Origin of the sequence: Pseudomonas sp. Leaf48, assembly GCF_001421885.1 — a bacterium.
In the GTDB taxonomy this organism is placed as follows: domain Bacteria; phylum Pseudomonadota; class Gammaproteobacteria; order Pseudomonadales; family Pseudomonadaceae; genus Aquipseudomonas.
In genome coordinates this window covers 69,143-84,976 of sequence record NZ_LMLH01000030.1, presented here as the reverse complement: position 1 = coordinate 84,976, position 15,834 = coordinate 69,143, and the positions used below count along the sequence as shown (strand labels likewise).

Here is a 15,834-nt window from a genome sequence, read left to right as displayed (position 1 = left end):
CCTTATTCAAACCTGCGCGATCCACTTACGATGGGTATGGATCGACATCAAAACCCCAAACGCTGACAGCAGCGTCACCAGCGAAGTTCCTCCGTAGCTAATGAACGGCAACGGCACCCCCACCACCGGCAACAGGCCACTGACCATACCGATGTTGACGAAAACATAAACAAAAAACGTCATCGTCAGGCTGCCCGCGAGCAACTTGCCGAACAATGTCTGGGCCTGGGCCGTAATCACCAGGCCGCGCCCAATCAGCAACAGGTAAATCAGCAGCAGCGCGCAGATACCCACCAGGCCGAATTCTTCACCCATCACCGCGATGATGAAGTCGGTGTGGCTTTCCGGCAGGAAATCCAGATGCGACTGGGTACCCAGCAGCCAGCCTTTGCCGAACACACCGCCAGAACCGATGGCCGCCTTGGACTGAATGATGTTCCAGCCGGTGCCGAGCGGATCGCTCTCGGGGTCGAGGAACGTCAGGATTCGCTGCTTCTGATAGTCGTGCATGATGAAGAACCACATGGCTATCGCCACAGGCACGGCAGCGGCGAGCACGCTGAGGATCCAGCGCCAGCGCAGGCCACCCATGAACAGCACGAACGCCCCACCGGCCAGAATCAGCAGCGAAGTGCCCAAGTCCGGTTGCCGCACGATCAGAATGAACGGGATGCCAATCAACATGAGACTGATGCCCACGTGCTTGAGCTGCGGCGGCAAGGTGCGCTTGGACAGGTACCAGGCGATAGTCGCCGGCATCAGGATCTTCATGAACTCCGAAGGCTGGAAGCGAATGACGCCGGGAATGTTGATCCAGCGCGTAGCACCCATGGCGTTGTGACCCATTACGTCCACCACCACCAGCAACAGCACACCGACCACATAGCCGACCGGCACCCAGCGGGCCATGAAGCGCGGCTCGAACTGGGCGATGACGATCATCGACACCAGGCCGATGCCGAATGAAGTGGCTTGTTTGGCGAGCAGATCCCAGCTCTTGCCGCTGGCCGAATACAGCACGAACAGGCTACCGGCGGCCAGTGTCAGCAGCAGGATCAACAACGGGCCATCGATGTGCAGGCGTTGCAATAACGTCGCTCGACGACGCATCACATCCTCGCTGGAGAGCATGCGATCAAAATTATTCATCACGGGCGGTAGCCTCTGCACTGATAGGGTCGGCGTATTCGGGCTTCAACCGGCCGTCCGGGCCCAGCAGCCAGGCGTCCATGATTTGACGAACGACCGGCGCGGCGACGCCGGAGCCGGACTCACCGTTCTCGACCATCACCGACACTACGATTTTCGGGTCGTCGGCCGGCGCGAAGCCAACGAACAAGGCGTGGTCGCGATGGCGTTCCTGGACCTTGGAACGGTCGTACTTTTCTCCCTGCTTGATCGCGACCACCTGGGCCGTACCGCTCTTGCCGGCGATCCGGTATTGCGCACCGATCGCGGCTTTGCGCGCAGTGCCACGGGCACCGTGCATCACTTGCTGCATGCCATGGTTGACCTTGGTCCAGTCGGACGGGTCACGCAGGATGATGTCCGGCATCGGGTGCTCATCCACCGGCTTCTGGCCTTCGATGGTCCTGGCCAGGTGCGGACGGTTCCATACGCCTTTGTTGGCCACCAGTGCCGTGGCCTGGGCCAATTGCAATGGCGTCGACTGCATGTAGCCCTGACCGATCCCCAGAATCAATGTTTCACCCGGGAACCAGGCTTGCCGACGGGTCGCGCGCTTCCATTCCCGGGTCGGCATAAGCCCCGGCGATTCTTCGAACATGTCCAGGGATACCTTCTGGCCAATGCCGAATTTGCTCATATACGCCGACAACCGATCGATCCCCAGCTTGTGGGCCAGGTCATAGAAGTAGGTATCGTTGGAGCGCATGATTGCCGTATCCAGGTCGACAAAGCCGTCGCCGGTACGGTTCCAGTTACGGTATTTGTGATCGTAGTTGGGCAGCATGTAATAACCCGGATCGAACACCCGGGAAGACGCGGTCACCACGCCCGCATCCAGCCCCGCGATCGCTACCGCCGGCTTGATGGTCGAACCCGGCGGATACAGACCACGCAGCACGCGGTTGAACAGAGGCCGGTCAATGGAGTCGCGCAGTTCGGAATAGGCCTTTGAGCTGATTCCCGTCACGAACAGGTTCGGATCGAAGCTCGGCTGACTGACCATCGCCAGGACCTCGCCGGTTTTCGGGTCCAGGGCCACCACCGCACCTCGACGACCACCGAGCGCAGCTTCAGCAGCTTCCTGCAATTTGATATCCAGGCTCAGGACGATGTCCTTGCCGGAGATCGGCTCGGTACGCTTGAGTACCCGCAATACACGGCCCCGAGCGTTGGTCTCGACTTCCTCGTAACCCACCTGACCGTGCAACTCCGCCTCGTAGAAGCGCTCGATGCCGGTTTTGCCAATTTGATGGGTGCCGCTGTAACTCACCGGGTCCAGGGTCTTGAGCTCTTTCTCGTTGATCCGCCCCATGTAACCCACCGAGTGGGCAAAGTGCGCGCCCTGCGGATAATGACGGACCAGTTGCGCGACCACTTCCACACCGGGCAGGCGGAACTGGTTCACGGCAATACGGGCGATCTGCTCTTCGGTCAATTCAAACAGGATCGGCACCGGCTCGAACGGCCGTCGCCCCTGGCGCATGCGCTTCTCGAAAATCGCCCGATCCTCGGGCGTCAGCTCCAGCACTTCGACGATCACATCGAGCACCTTCTGCCACTCGCCAGAACGCTCGCGGGTCATGCTCAGGCTGAAACTGGGCCGATTGTCGGCGATCACTACGCCATTGCGGTCGAAAATCAACCCGCGGGTCGGCGGAATCGGCTGCACATGGACGCGGTTGTTTTCCGACAAGGTCGAGTGATAGTCGTACTGGATCACCTGGAGGAAATACAACCGGGCAATCAGCACGCCAATCAGCAGCACCACTGCGATGGCCCCGAACACGACGCGGCCACGCACCAGACGGGCGTCTTTTTCGTGGTCCTTGATGCGGATCGGCTGGGACATGAGGGCAGAACTACTTGTGGTAAGGGTGACCGGACAGCACGGTCCAGGCACGGTACAACTGTTCGCCGATCAAGATCCGCACCAGCGGGTGCGGCAAGGTCAGCGGCGACAACGACCAGCGTTGATCAGCCCGGGCACAAACTTCCGGCGCCAGCCCCTCGGGGCCGCCGACCATGAAATTGACCGTACGCGAGTCCAGCCGCCAGCGATCGAGTTCGACCGCCAGTTGCTCGGTGCTCCAGGGCTTGCCGTGGACTTCGAGGGTAACGATCCGCTCGTTCGGCCCGACCTTGGCCAGCATGGCTTCGCCTTCCTGGCGGATGAAGCGGGCCACGTCGGCGTTCTTGCCCCGGGTATTGAGCGGTATTTCCACCAGTTCCAGCGCCAGCTCGGACGGAAGACGCTTGGCATATTCGTGCCAGCCTTCTTCCACCCATTTGGGCATGCGTGAACCGACGGCGATCAGTCGCAGTCGCACAGCGGTCCCTTATTGCTGGTCTTTGTTGAGCTTGGTGAAGTGCTCATGGGTGTTTTCCGGGCTGTGGTGAGCAGCGCTGGCCGAACGGCTCTGCTCGGCACCGGCCCACAGGCGCTCCAGGTCGTAGAACTGGCGAGCCGACGCGGTCATCATGTGTACGATGACATCGTCCATGTCCAGCAGGACCCAGTCGCTGTCGCCCTTGCCTTCTTCACCCAGCGGCTTGACGCCTTGAGCCTTGACCGCCTCGCGGACCTTGTCCAGCATCGCGCCGATCTGGCGGTTGGAGGTACCGGTAGCGATGATCATGTAGTCAGTGATGCTCTGCTTGTCGCGAACGTCGATCACCTGGATGTCCTGGGCCTTGACGTCTTCCAGGGCAGCTACGGCAACCTTGACCAGCTCTGCGCCGGCCAGAATCACGCCAGTGTGAGCCTCTACTGGCAGCGGGGCGCTCTTGAACGTGCCTTTGCGCTTAACTTTGGTTTGGTCTTTGTCTGTCATATAAAACTCGTTTTGCTCGTATGTTCGGGCGCTTCGATACACGTTGTTGCCACGTGCCTTGAAGCACTCCTATTCAGTTCGACGCACGGTAAAGTCCGTGCGCATCGATGTAGGCCAGGACCGCGTCGGGCACCAGGAAACGTACCGACTTACCGCTGGCCAGCAGTTGACGGATCTGGGTGGCGGATACCGCGAGCGGCGTCTGCCAGACGAATGCAATCTGTCCGCTCGGCCCTTTGAGGGCCAGCGGGTCGCTCACCGAGCGCGCTGCCAGCAGGTTGCGCAAGGCATCCGGCGGCTCGCTGTCGGCATCCGGGCGTTGCAACACCAGGATGTGGCAATGCTGGAGCAACTCTTCCCAGCGGTGCCAAGTGGGCAGGCCGCAAAAAGCGTCCCAGCCCAGAAGCAGAAAAACCTGGTCGTGCGCGGCCAACTCGGCCCGCATCAGTTCCAGGGTATCAATGGTGTAGGACGGTTTGTCCCGCTGCAATTCACGGGCGTCCACCACCAACGGTGCCACACCGGCCACCGCGCACTCGACCATCGCCAGACGGTCTTTCGCCGACACCTGTGGCGTATCCCGATGGGGTGGCCTGGCACTGGGTGTCAGGCGCAGCTCATCGAGCGCCAGTGTCTCGGCGACTTCCAGCGCACCGCGCAAATGGCCGATGTGCACCGGGTCAAAGGTTCCGCCCAGTACGCCAATGCGGCGAGGCACAGGTTCTGGGGCAGTGACCGGGGCTGACGGGTCGAAGTCGCCCAAGTCAGACCGGCTCCTGTCCGCGCAACTGGCCATCACCGACCACGATGTACTTCTCGCAGGTCAGCCCCTCAAGACCCACCGGGCCTCGGGCGTGCAGCTTATCAGTAGAAATGCCGATCTCGGCACCCAAACCGTATTCGAAGCCATCGGCGAAGCACGTCGGGGTATTGATCATCACCGACGCGGAGTCGACTTCAGCCACAAAACGCCGGGTGTCGCCCTGGTGTTCGCTGACGATCGAATCGGTGTGATGGGAACCGTAATGATTGATGTGCTCGATGGCCTGGTCCAGTCCGTCCACCACACGGATCGACAGGATCGCCGCCAGGTATTCGGTGCTCCAGTCTTCTTCGGTGGCCGGCAGCGCTTCGATGTTCGCCCGGGTGCGCTCACAACCGCGCAGCTCGACGCCTTTTTCGCGGAACTGGGCGGCCATAGCTGGCAGGAAATCTTTCGCAACGGTTTGATCGACCAGCAGTGTTTCCATGGCGCCGCAGATGCCATAGCGGTAAGTCTTGGCGTTGAACGCGATGCGTTGGGCCTTGGCCAGGTCGGCGTGCTCACTGACGTAAACGTGGCAAATACCGTCCAAATGCTTGATCACCGGCACCCTGGCGTCGCGACTGACGCGCTCGATAAGGCCACGACCGCCACGGGGCACGATGACATCCACGTATTCGGGCATGGTGATCAACGCGCCGACGGCAGCGCGATCCGTGGTTTCGACCACTTGCACCACCGCGGCCGGCAGATCGGCCTCGGCCAGGCCGCGCTGGATGCAGGCGGCGATGGCACGATTGGAATGAATCGCCTCGGACCCGCCACGCAGGATAGTCGCGTTGCCAGACTTCAGGCACAGGCTGGCGGCATCGATGGTCACGTTCGGCCGCGACTCGTAGATGATCCCGATCACGCCCAAAGGCACGCGCATCTTGCCCACCTGGATACCCGACGGCCGGTAGCTCATGTCACGGATAGCGCCCACCGGGTCCGGCAAGGCAGCAACCTGACGCAGCCCGACGATCATGCCGTCGATCCGTGCCGGAGTCAGTGCCAGGCGTTCCAGCAGCGCTGGCTCCAGCCCATTGGCACGGCCAGCCGCCAGATCCTGTTCATTGGCAGCGGTCAGCTCGGCGCGAGCGGCGTCCAGCGCATTGGCGGCAGCCTGCAGGGCGCGGTTCTTTTGCGCGGTGCTGGCACGGCCGATCACGCGGGAAGCTTCACGGGCAGCGCGACCCAGGCGGGTCATGTAGTCAAGAACGGACTCAGTCATGGTCTGGCGTGGCCTTTTCCAAGGTCGTGGCAAAGAGTAAAGCGGCAGATTATAGCTGCCGCGTCTCCTGACTAACAGCGGTGACGGGCGGATGGTCGAAATGGAGGGTGATTTGCCTGCATTCAGGCTCGATTAAGCTGCAAATTGTTATCATCACGACTCATTCAGCCCTTATTACGCCGCTTATCATGTCCGATCTGACTGTTCGCGCGAACGCAATGACCCAGCCCAAGGCACTTGGAGACGCCTTTTTCGATCGGGACGCCCAGGTCCTGGCCCGGGAATTATTGGGCAAGGTCATCCGCCACCGGATCGGCGACCTGTGGCTCAGCGCTCGAATAATCGAAACCGAAGCTTATTACTGCAGCGAGAAAGGCAGTCACGCCTCACTTGGCTACACGGAAAAGCGTAAGGCTTTATTTCTGGATGGCGGCCACATCTATATGTACTACGCCCGTGGCGGCGATTCGCTGAACTTCAGCGCCCAGGGGCCCGGCAACGCGGTGCTGATCAAATCGGCTTATCCGTGGGTCGATCAGATCAGCGGGCCGGCCAGCCTGGCGCAAATGATGCTGAACAACCCCGATACCCAGGGCCGTCCTCGCCCTTCGCGAAAGCTCTGCTCCGGGCAGACATTGCTGTGCAAGGCCCTGGGACTGAAAGTACCGGTGTGGGATGCCAAGCGTTTTGACCATGAAGTTCTGCTGGTGGAAGATGTCGGGCCGGTACCGACGCACATTATTCAGACCACGCGCCTGGGCATTCCCCACGGGCGTGACGAACATTTGATGTACCGCTTCGTCGACGCAGCGTATGCGCCCTACTGTACGCGCAACCCGCTGCGTCGCGGGCAAATCGAAGGTCACGATTACATACTGCTATGAACATCCCCCTGTAGGAGCGAGCTTGCTCGCGATGAATCTGAAGGCGACGCTTTGTTGCAGGCAGTGCGCGTCATCGTTAACGATCATCGCGAGCAAGCTCGCTCCTACAGGGGGAGGCACTTATAAACTGGAGTTTTGAATATGGGCCCATGGCTCGATAGCGTGACCGGATGGTTGGCGGTCAACCCGCAATGGCTGGCGGCGGCAGTGTTCATCGTGGCCTTTGTCGAATGCCTGGCGATTGCCGGGCTGATCGTGCCCGGCACGGTTTTGCTGTTCGCCGTGGCGGTGCTGGCCGGCAGCGGTGCGCTGTCACTGAGTGAAACCTTGCTGCTGGGCTTTCTCGCCGGCGTGCTGGGCGATGTGGTTTCGTATTTCCTCGGGCGCCACTTCCATCAGAACATCCGGCGCCTGCCTGGCTTGCGCCACCACCCGGAATGGATCGCGGGTGCCGAAGCCTATTTCCAGCGCTACGGCATAGCCAGCCTGTTGGTCGGGCGCTTCATCGGGCCCCTGCGGCCAATGCTGCCGATGGTCGCCGGCATGTGCGATATGCCCTTTCCACGATTCTTCGCCGTCAGCCTGCTGGCCGGCGCGGGTTGGTCAGTGGCTTATCTGATGCCTGGCTGGGCTACCGGCGCGGCGATTCGCCTGCCATTGCCCGAGGGTTTCTGGCTGCAGGCCGGGGTCGTTGCCGCCAGCATTGCGGCCATGGTCGGGATCAGTGCAACCAGCAGCCTGCGCCAACACCGCCGAGCCACGCTGTTCATTGCCGGCATGAGTTTGCTGATCCTTGCCGGTCTGTTTATCGGCTATCCGCACCTCAGCGCCCTTGATCAGGGGGTGATGACCCTGGTGCAGGAACACCGCAGCCCGGCGCTGGATGAAGTGGCCGTGGTTTTCACCTTGATCGGCGAGTTCCACTACATGCTGATGTTCAGTGGGTTGCTGGTAGCGCTGCTGCTTATTACCCGGCAGTGGCGGCATGCGATTTTCGCCTGCGCCACCCTGCTCTGCACATCGCTGGCCAATACCGGGACCAAGTTTTTCTTCGCCCGCGTGCGCCCGGAAGTGCTCAGCGATCCGCTGACCAGTTACAGCATGCCCAGTGGCCATGCATCGGGAGCGTTCGCTCTATTCCTGACCCTGGCCGTACTGGCGGGTCGCGGACAACCACCACGGATGCGCCTGACCTGGTTGCTGGTGGCTTGCTTGCCGGCACTGGCGATCGCCCTTTCCCGGGTCTACCTCGGCGTTCACTGGCCGACGGATGTCTTGGCTGGTGCGATGCTGGCGGCTTGTATCTGCGCGGCCAGCCTCTGGTTGACCCAGCGCCAGGCGCCGCTTACCGCTATGCCAACCAGGGTCTGGTGGCTGGTACTGCCGGCACTGGTAGCGTTGTTCGGGTTCTTCGTATTGCGGCATTTGCCCCATACGCTGTTGCGGTATGCCTATCAGTAACCAGGCCTGTCAGGCAAACAACTCACCCTGTAATTCATCCAGCAGCGCCTGAATGGCATCCAGTCGCTGCTGCGGATCATCGAGTTGCAGCAGATCAATCTTGTCCACTTCGGCAAACGGCAACAGGTAGGCCAGCTGATTGGCCAGCGATTGCTGACCGGTCGCTTCAGTACCCATGTTCAGGGCCTCGACCATCGGATGCTCCGCCAGGGCCTTGAGCAAGGCGACCAGGTCGGCATCCTCGTCCTGCAACGGTTGCTCCGGCTCGTCTTCCAGCCACTCGACCTCGGCGACGGTCAATTGATCGCGCTGGACTTCGCTGCGCAGCACATTGAAACGCCGCGCGCCCTGCACGCGGATACCCAACAGGCCATTATCCTGCTGCTTGAAATCGGTGATCAGCGCTTCACAGCCCACCAGCGCATACCCCTCGGGAGCAAGGCCAACTTCCTCGCCATCAAGGATGCATACCACGCCAAAGCCGCCGCCCTGCTTCATGCAGCGGCCGATCATGTCCAGGTAGCGCGCCTCGAAAATCTGCAAGTCGAGGATGCAGCCCGGAAACAGCACCGTGTTCAGTGGAAAAAGCGGCAGACTCATAGACATTTCCTTTACACCACCATCGATACCGCCAGCGGCAGCAACACCGCCGTGGCCACGCCCATCAGACTCATCGCCAGCGCGGCGAAGGCACCGCACTCTTCACTTTCCTGCAACGCCACCGAGGTGCCCACGGCGTGGGCGGTCATACCCAGGGCCATGCCCCGGGCTTCGGGACTGTGCACGCCGAGCCGGGTCAACAGGCTCGGGCCGAAGATCGCGCCGATCACACCGGTTATCAGCACAAACACAGCCGCCAGCGCCGCGACGCCACCGATCTGCTCGGCCACCAGCATGGCGATTGGCGAGGTCACGGACTTCGGTGCCATGGTCATCAGGATCATGTGTTCGGCCCCGAACCACCAGCCGAGCAGTACGCCCATTGCGGTGGCCACCACGCCGCCTATCACCAGCGTAGTAAATATCGGCCAGAACAACTGCCGAATCCGTCGCAGGTTGAGGTACAGCGGTACCGCCAGCGCGACAGTGGCCGGGCCAAGCAGAATGCTGAGAATTTCGGTGCTCTTGCGGTACTCGGCGTATGTCAGGCCACAACTCACCAGCACGCCGATCACCAACAACATGGAGACCAGCACAGGCTGCAAAAAGATCCAGCGGGTTTTTTCGTAGGCTGCCAACACCAGTTGATAGGCGCCAAGGGTAATGCCGATGCCGAACAGTGGATGATGAATTACCGACGTCCAGGCGCCGTGCCAGTCCAGGATCATTGGCCGTCCTCAGGGTGCGTATGACGTTTGACCATGCGTTGCATCAGCACACCGGCAAAGGCCATGGACAGCAGCAGCGACAGAACCAGCGCACCGACGATGGCCCAGAAGTCGGCGGCAATGTCCTTGGCGTAAACCATCACACCCACCGCCGGCGGTACCAGCAGCAATGGCAGATAGCGCAGCAGGCTGCCGGCTGCCAGGTTCAACGGCTCACCGACCTGGCCTCGACTGATGAGGTACACCAGCAGCAACAGCAGACCGACAATCGGACCCGGTAGCACCGGCAAAAACAAATGATTGATCGCCGTGCCGAGCAATTGGAACAGCACCAGCCATGTCAGGCCCCGTAACAACATCGTTGATCTCCCGCAAAAATCCATCACCCGCATTGGCACACGCATTATAAGCACGCCTGCGCTATGGATCGGCATTCGCCAAACGCATCGGCAGTTGACCGGGGCCTTTTGCCATGTTGATCTAAGGCAGTAAGCCGGGAGGTCGAAATCCCCCCCTCAACAATTATAAAAGTGAAGAATCCAAGGAGTGTCTCAATGCCCTATGTTCCAGTTGCGGAGCTAAATGACTATATCGGCAAGGAACTTGGAAGTTCCGAATGGCTCACCATCGATCAGGAGCGCATCAACCTGTTCGCCGAAGCCACAGGGGATTTTCAGTTCATCCACGTCGACCCGGTCAAAGCTGCTCAAACGCCGTTTGGCTGCACCATTGCCCACGGTTTCCTGTCGCTGTCGCTGATTCCGAAACTGATGGAAGACATCCTCGTCATGCCTGAAGGCTTGAAGATGGTGATCAATTACGGCCTGGACAGCGTGCGCTTCATTCAACCGGTCAAGGTCAATTCGAAGGTGCGGCTCAAGGTCGAGCTGACCGAAGTCATCGAGAAAAAACCCGGCCAGTGGCTACTCAAGGCTACCGCCACCCTGGAAATCGAAGGCTCGGACAAACCGGCATACGTCGCCGAACCTCTGTCGCTTTGCTTCGTGTAAAACGTCCCGGATGCGAAACAGCTCACGCTGTTTCGCGCCCTCTCCCTGCTCCCGGCCCTATATATGGGCACATGGCTGCGGCATACTCGGTCGCCTAATTGCCCGGAACCCGCTATGCGCCCACTTGCACTCCTTGCCTTGACCCTGATGCTCACCGCTTGCGTGGATGGCGAATCGCCATTACCTCCCGATGCCCGCCTGCCGGACGGCGGACGCTATCGCGGCGAACTGGTCAATGGAATGCTGCAAGGCCAGGGCCGCATCGACTATCCGAACGGCAGCTGGTACGCCGGCGAATTCGACAAGGGCCAGTGGCATGGCCGGGGCGAATGGCACGGCAGTAACGGCGAGGTTTATCGCGGGCAATTCAATCAGGGCCTGTTTGACGGCCAAGGCAGCCTGACCACCAGCGCCAGCAGTTACAGCGGCGGATTCAAGTCCGGGCGGCGCGATGGTGAAGGCACCCTCAAAGAAAACGGCATGACCTACCGCGGCGAATTCAAGGCCGATCAGTACTCCGGTCTCGGTCGCCTCGAACTCGAAGACGGCAGTAGTTATGAGGGCCAGTTCACCCGCGGCAAACCCAACGGCGAAGGCCAGCGTGGCGACGGCAGCGGCAATCAATTCACCGGGCATTTCGTCGACGGTCAGCTGGAAGGTAACGGTACATTCAACAGCGCCGATGGCGACATCTATGTCGGCGGCTTCAAGAACAATCAACTGCACGGCAAGGGACGCTACGAGAACGCCGACGGCGACGTCTGGCTGGGTCAGTTCAAGGAAGGTTCGCTCAATGGCAAGGGTGAGCTGATCGGTGCCGACGGCAGCCATTACATCGGCCATTTCAACGACTGGCGATTTACCGGCCAGGGTCGCTTGAACCTGGCCGACGGCAGCTTCTACACCGGGCAGTTCGACAACGACAGCTATCAGGGTCGCGGCACCCTGGTACTGACCGACGGCACCGTCATGAGCGGCACCTGGATCAACGGCCAGCGCGTGCGGGACGCCGACGGCAAATTGCTGCCTGACACACTGGAACTCGGCCTGCTGGCCCAGGGACGCCTGCTCGAAGAAGCACTGGCCAGTGTGCCGGCCTCAACCCCGGCAGTGGAACTCTATTCGCTGACCCTGGGCGGTGACGGCAAGCAGAGCGTGTTCCTGCGCGAGTCTGATTACGTCGCCAACATGCTCACCTCGCGCTTCGGCGCCTATGGCCAGATCCGCCTGGTGAACCATCGCGACCACCTCGGCGACCGCCCGATGGCCACCCGGGAAAACCTGCGCCGCGCCGCTGTGACGCTGGCCGAACGCAGTGGCCCGGAGGATCTGGTTTTCATCTACCTGACCAGCCACGGCACCGCCGAACACGAACTGGTACTCGAACAACCACGCATGGAACTGGCGGATCTGCCGGCCGACGAAATGGCTGCCGTCCTGGCCCCGCTGAAAAACCGTGACAAGGTCATCGTGATTTCCGCCTGCTACTCCGGCGGTTTCATCCCCGCCCTCAAGGATGAACGCACGCTGATCATCACGGCGTCCCGGGCTGATCGGGTTTCCTTCGGTTGCTCAGAAGAAGCCAACTTCACCTACTTTGGCGACGCCCTGTTTGCCCAGGCCCTGAACCAGACCGATGATCTGGAGCAAGCCTTCAAGCTGGCCAAGGCTACCGTCGCCGAGCGTGAACTGGCGGACGGTTTCGAGGCCTCCGAGCCGCAGCTCTGGGCACCGAAAACCGTCCTCTCGCACTGGCAGTTGTTACGCAAGCAACAGGCACGAAAGGCATTACAAAGTGTCTCTAACGACAGCAAGGATACAAACAGCAACTAAGCTGAACAGTATCAAGGGAGAAACACTATGTACTTGACGCCTCAACACGTGCTGCTTGCCGGAGCCACCGGCTTGACCGGTGAACACTTGCTGGATCGCTTGCTGAACGAACCAACGATCACCCGCGTGCTGGCGCCTTCTCGCCGGCCATTGGCCACGCACCCGCACCTGGAAAACCCTATCGGCGACCCGATGGTGTTTCTTCCGCAGTTGAACGGGCGCGTCGATATCGCCTATTGCTGCCTGGGTACCACCATCAAGCAGGCGGGCTCCGAACAGGCATTTCGCGCGGTGGATCTGGACATGGTGGTGGCGTTTGCCAAACGCGCCCGGGAAATGGGCGCACGACACCTGATCGTGATCAGCGCCTTAGGGGCTGATCCGAAATCGTCGATTTTCTACAATCGGGTCAAAGGTGAGATGGAACTGGCATTGCGCGCGCAGGACTGGCCGCAGCTGACCATCTGCCGCCCTTCGCTGCTGCTGGGCGAACGCACCGAACCGCGCCTGGGCGAAAAACTCGCCGGCCCGCTGTCACGGCTGATCCCCGGTAAATACCATGGCATCGAAGCCTGCCAACTGGCCCGCGCGATGTGGCGCCTGGCCCTGGAAGAACAGGATGGCGTGCGGGTTATTGAATCCGATGAACTACGCAAATTAGGTAAATAGCGGACCTGTGGCGAGGGGGCTTGCCCCCGTACGGCTGCGCGCAAATCCTGTGCGTGTGGTGTATCTGTAAAACGGAGATGACCTTGTTGGGGGCTGCTTCGCAGCCCTACGGGGGCAAGCCCCCTCGCCACAAAAGCGCTTCCTCCTACAATCCCCCGGTCGCCTGAAAACCTACTCCAAGCACGGTCAGCAATGACAACGGCAACAGCAGCGTGTCGAGCAACGCACTGGCCGGCAGGTCGACGCCGGGATAACTCGGTGCTTCGGCACCGAATCGGTCCATGGCGCAACAACCCCCTTGGATCGCATACCAATCCAGACGAGTTCCCGAGTACACCACCGGCGCCCCCGGCTTGGCCGCATCGAGGGTGCGTGCCGTGGCGCAACCAGCCAGTTGCAGCGCCAGCACAATCGCCAGCAGCTTATTCATCACTGGTCAGATGATGCTCGCCCCAACGCGGCAGCATGTCCTGAGGAATGTTCAACAGGTTGAGAATCCGCGCCACGACGAAATCGATCAGATCATCAATGGTTTGCGGTTGATGATAAAAGCCCGGCGACGCAGGCAGGATTGTCACGCCCATGTTCGACAACCTGAGCATGTTCTCCAGATGAATGCTCGAATACGGCGCCTCACGAGGCACCAGAATCAGCTGGCGTCGTTCCTTGAGCGTCACATCGGCGGCGCGTTCGATCAGGTTGTTGCAAGCGCCCGTGGCGATGGCAGACAGGGTGCCCGTGGAGCACGGCACCACCACCATCGCCGACGGCGAGCCGGAACCCGAGGCCACCGGCGACATCCAGTCTTCCTTGCCGTAGACGCGAATCTGCCCTGCGGCAGCACCGGTGTATTCGGTGAGGAAGGCTTGCATCATCTGCGGCTTGGCCGGCAGCGTAACGTCGGTTTCCGTGGCCATCACCAATTGCGCGGCCTTGGAGATCAGGAAGTGCACTTCTCGATCTTCCCGCACCAGGCAGTCGAGCAGGCGCAGACCATACTGGGCGCCCGAAGCGCCGGTCATCGCCAGAGTGATGCGGTCCGGACCGTTGTTCATTTGAGCGCCTCGGCGAGTTTGCCGTGCAGGCCGCCAAAGCCGCCGTTGCTCATGATCACCACGTGAGTGCCGGGTTGAGCCTGGCTCTTCACACGCTCGATGATGCCTTCCAGGGAATCACTGACAATCGACGGTACGGTGCACAACGCAGCGGTGCCCGCCAGATCCCAGCCGAGGTTGGCCGGCGCGTACCAGATCACCTGATCGGCATCGACCACGCTTTCCGGCAAGCCATCGCGGTGAGCACCGAGCTTCATGGAGTTGGAACGTGGTTCGATGATCGCAATCAACGGAGCATCGCCGATGCGTTTGCGCAGACCGTCCAGCGTGGTGGCGATGGCTGTCGGGTGGTGAGCGAAGTCGTCATAGATGGTAATGCCACGCACGTCCGCGACTTTTTCCATCCGCCGCTTCACGCTCTTGAACGCGCTCAATGCGGCGATACCCATGGACGGCACCACACCGACATGGCGCGCGGCCGCCAACGTGGCCAGTGCGTTGGCGACGTTGTGCTGACCGGTCATGTCCCACTCGACCACACCTTGGGCGACGCCTTCGAACATCACTTCGAACTTCGAACCGTCTTCGCTGAGCAGCTTGACCTGCCACTGGCCGCCAGCGCCGGTGGTTTGCACCGGGGTCCAGCAGCCCATCTCGATGACGCGCTGCAAAGCCGGCTCAGTGGTCGGATGAATCACCAGGCCTTCGCTCGGGATGGTCCGCACCAAATGATGGAACTGGCGCTCGATGGCCGGCAGGTCCGGGAAGATATCGGCGTGGTCGAATTCCAGGTTGTTCAGGATCGCCGTGCGCGGACGGTAGTGTACGAACTTGGAGCGCTTGTCGAAGAACGCACTGTCGTACTCATCGGCTTCAATCACGAAAAACGGGGTGCCGCCCAATCGGGCCGACACCGAGAAATTCTGCGGTACGCCACCGATCAAAAAGCCCGGGCTCATGCCGGCGTACTCCAGCACCCAGGCGAGCATGCTGCTGGTGGTGGTCTTGCCGTGGGTACCGGCAACCGCCAGTACCCAGCGCCCTTGCAGCACGTGATCGGCCAGCCACTGCGGCCCCGAGACGTAAGGCAGGCCTTTGTTCAGTACGTATTCCACGGCGGGATTGCCCCGCGACATGGCGTTGCCGATCACCACCAGGTCCGGCGCCGGATCGAGTTGCGCAGGGTCGTAGCCTTGGGTCAGCTCAATGCCCTGGGCCTCCAGCTGAGTGCTCATCGGCGGATAGACGTTGGCATCAGAGCCCGTCACGTGATGGCCCAGCTCTTTGGCCAGAACCGCCATCGAACCCATGAAGGTGCCGCAGATACCCAGAATATGAATGTGCATAGTCGACCTCGTAAAACATGGCCGCAGGTTAGCTTAGGGAGGGGAAAATCGCACTCTTTAGGTGAGGGGACCGAGGGATGGTGGCTTTGGAGTCTTGCGTTTTGCTCGAGATCCATCCCCTCACCCCAATGGGGAGAGGGGTAAGGGAGCTGATCTCGGTTGGTTTCATATTCTCGGTTCACCTGGAAATATC

Annotated in this window: 17 protein-coding genes; 5 read left to right on the top strand and 12 right to left on the bottom strand. The window is 60.9% G+C overall.

What is annotated here, in order from left to right:
• Positions 1–6 precede the first annotated feature (6 nt).
• The 6 genes from rodA to ASE98_RS21070 form a co-directional block, all read right to left on the bottom strand.
• Complete coding sequence (rodA, locus tag ASE98_RS21095) at positions 7–1,110, bottom strand: rod shape-determining protein RodA (protein WP_060543395.1); 1,104 nt, start codon at positions 1,108–1,110, stop codon at positions 7–9.
• 31 nt (positions 1,111–1,141) lie between these two features.
• Positions 1,142–3,037, bottom strand: a complete 1,896-nt coding sequence (gene mrdA, locus ASE98_RS21090; protein WP_060543260.1) for a penicillin-binding protein 2 — start codon at positions 3,035–3,037, stop codon at positions 1,142–1,144.
• 10 nt (positions 3,038–3,047) lie between these two features.
• Positions 3,048–3,515 (bottom strand): 23S rRNA (pseudouridine(1915)-N(3))-methyltransferase RlmH, encoded by a 468-nt coding sequence (rlmH, locus tag ASE98_RS21085; protein ID WP_003185785.1) that lies wholly within the window; start codon positions 3,513–3,515, stop codon positions 3,048–3,050.
• Between the two features lie 9 nt (positions 3,516–3,524).
• The gene (gene rsfS, locus ASE98_RS21080) at positions 3,525–4,019 is read right to left on the bottom strand and encodes a ribosome silencing factor (protein ID WP_060543259.1); all 495 of its coding nucleotides are present in this window, start codon (positions 4,017–4,019) and stop codon (positions 3,525–3,527) included.
• 73 nt (positions 4,020–4,092) lie between these two features.
• Positions 4,093–4,737, bottom strand: coding sequence for a nicotinate-nucleotide adenylyltransferase (gene nadD / locus ASE98_RS21075; RefSeq protein ID WP_162237411.1), 645 nt, complete (start codon positions 4,735–4,737; stop codon positions 4,093–4,095).
• A gap of 46 nt (positions 4,738–4,783) precedes the next feature.
• Complete coding sequence (locus ASE98_RS21070) at positions 4,784–6,055, bottom strand: glutamate-5-semialdehyde dehydrogenase (protein WP_060543257.1); 1,272 nt, start codon at positions 6,053–6,055, stop codon at positions 4,784–4,786.
• Positions 6,056–6,243: 188 nt separating this feature from the next.
• Here ASE98_RS21070 and ASE98_RS21065 point away from each other — a divergent pair, with 188 nt between their 5' ends.
• Together ASE98_RS21065 and ASE98_RS21060 are read left to right on the top strand one after the other, a co-directional pair.
• Complete coding sequence (locus tag ASE98_RS21065; protein ID WP_060543256.1) at positions 6,244–6,939, top strand: DNA-3-methyladenine glycosylase; 696 nt, start codon at positions 6,244–6,246, stop codon at positions 6,937–6,939.
• Between the two features lie 141 nt (positions 6,940–7,080).
• Positions 7,081–8,400, top strand: a complete 1,320-nt coding sequence (locus ASE98_RS21060; protein ID WP_060543255.1) for a bifunctional DedA family/phosphatase PAP2 family protein — start codon at positions 7,081–7,083, stop codon at positions 8,398–8,400.
• 9 nt (positions 8,401–8,409) lie between these two features.
• Here the strand turns inward: ASE98_RS21060 and ASE98_RS21055 are convergent, their stop codons facing one another.
• Genes ASE98_RS21055 through ASE98_RS21045 form a run of 3 tightly spaced genes read right to left on the bottom strand, consistent with a single transcriptional unit; the run spans position 8,410 to position 10,087 of the window.
• Positions 8,410–9,000 (bottom strand): LON peptidase substrate-binding domain-containing protein, encoded by a 591-nt coding sequence (locus ASE98_RS21055; RefSeq protein ID WP_060543254.1) that lies wholly within the window; start codon positions 8,998–9,000, stop codon positions 8,410–8,412.
• A gap of 11 nt (positions 9,001–9,011) precedes the next feature.
• Positions 9,012–9,722: an LrgB family protein gene (locus tag ASE98_RS21050; protein ID WP_177336992.1), complete on the bottom strand. Its 711-nt coding sequence runs from the start codon at positions 9,720–9,722 to the stop codon at positions 9,012–9,014.
• Between the two features lie 2 nt (positions 9,723–9,724).
• Entirely contained in the window at positions 9,725–10,087 is a 363-nt protein-coding gene (locus ASE98_RS21045) for a CidA/LrgA family protein (RefSeq protein WP_060543252.1), read from the bottom strand.
• A 195-nt stretch (positions 10,088–10,282) separates the two neighbouring features.
• On the opposite strand from ASE98_RS21045, the gene ASE98_RS21040 reads away from it, so the two are divergent.
• From ASE98_RS21040 to ASE98_RS21030, 3 genes are all read left to right on the top strand, one after another.
• Entirely contained in the window at positions 10,283–10,738 is a 456-nt protein-coding gene (locus ASE98_RS21040; protein ID WP_060543251.1) for a MaoC family dehydratase, read from the top strand.
• A gap of 114 nt (positions 10,739–10,852) precedes the next feature.
• Positions 10,853–12,571 carry a C13 family peptidase gene (locus tag ASE98_RS21035; protein WP_060543250.1) on the top strand — a complete coding sequence of 573 codons (1,719 nt, stop codon included), beginning with the start codon at positions 10,853–10,855 and terminating at the stop codon, positions 12,569–12,571.
• A 27-nt stretch (positions 12,572–12,598) separates the two neighbouring features.
• Positions 12,599–13,240: an oxidoreductase gene (locus tag ASE98_RS21030; RefSeq protein ID WP_060543249.1), complete on the top strand. Its 642-nt coding sequence runs from the start codon at positions 12,599–12,601 to the stop codon at positions 13,238–13,240.
• A gap of 145 nt (positions 13,241–13,385) precedes the next feature.
• Here ASE98_RS21030 and ASE98_RS21025 read toward each other — a convergent pair whose 3' ends face one another.
• From ASE98_RS21025 to mpl, 3 genes are read right to left on the bottom strand one after another with little or no spacing between them, the layout of a single operon-like run.
• Positions 13,386–13,670, bottom strand: coding sequence for a YceK/YidQ family lipoprotein (locus tag ASE98_RS21025; RefSeq protein WP_060543248.1), 285 nt, complete (start codon positions 13,668–13,670; stop codon positions 13,386–13,388).
• Positions 13,663–14,295 carry a flavin prenyltransferase UbiX gene (gene ubiX, locus ASE98_RS21020; RefSeq protein WP_060543247.1) on the bottom strand — a complete coding sequence of 211 codons (633 nt, stop codon included), beginning with the start codon at positions 14,293–14,295 and terminating at the stop codon, positions 13,663–13,665. Before ubiX ends, ASE98_RS21025 begins: the two co-directional genes overlap by 8 nt.
• Positions 14,292–15,641: a UDP-N-acetylmuramate:L-alanyl-gamma-D-glutamyl-meso-diaminopimelate ligase gene (gene mpl / locus ASE98_RS21015; protein ID WP_060543246.1), complete on the bottom strand. Its 1,350-nt coding sequence runs from the start codon at positions 15,639–15,641 to the stop codon at positions 14,292–14,294. Before mpl ends, ubiX begins: the two co-directional genes overlap by 4 nt.
• Positions 15,642–15,834: the final 193 nt, after the last annotated feature.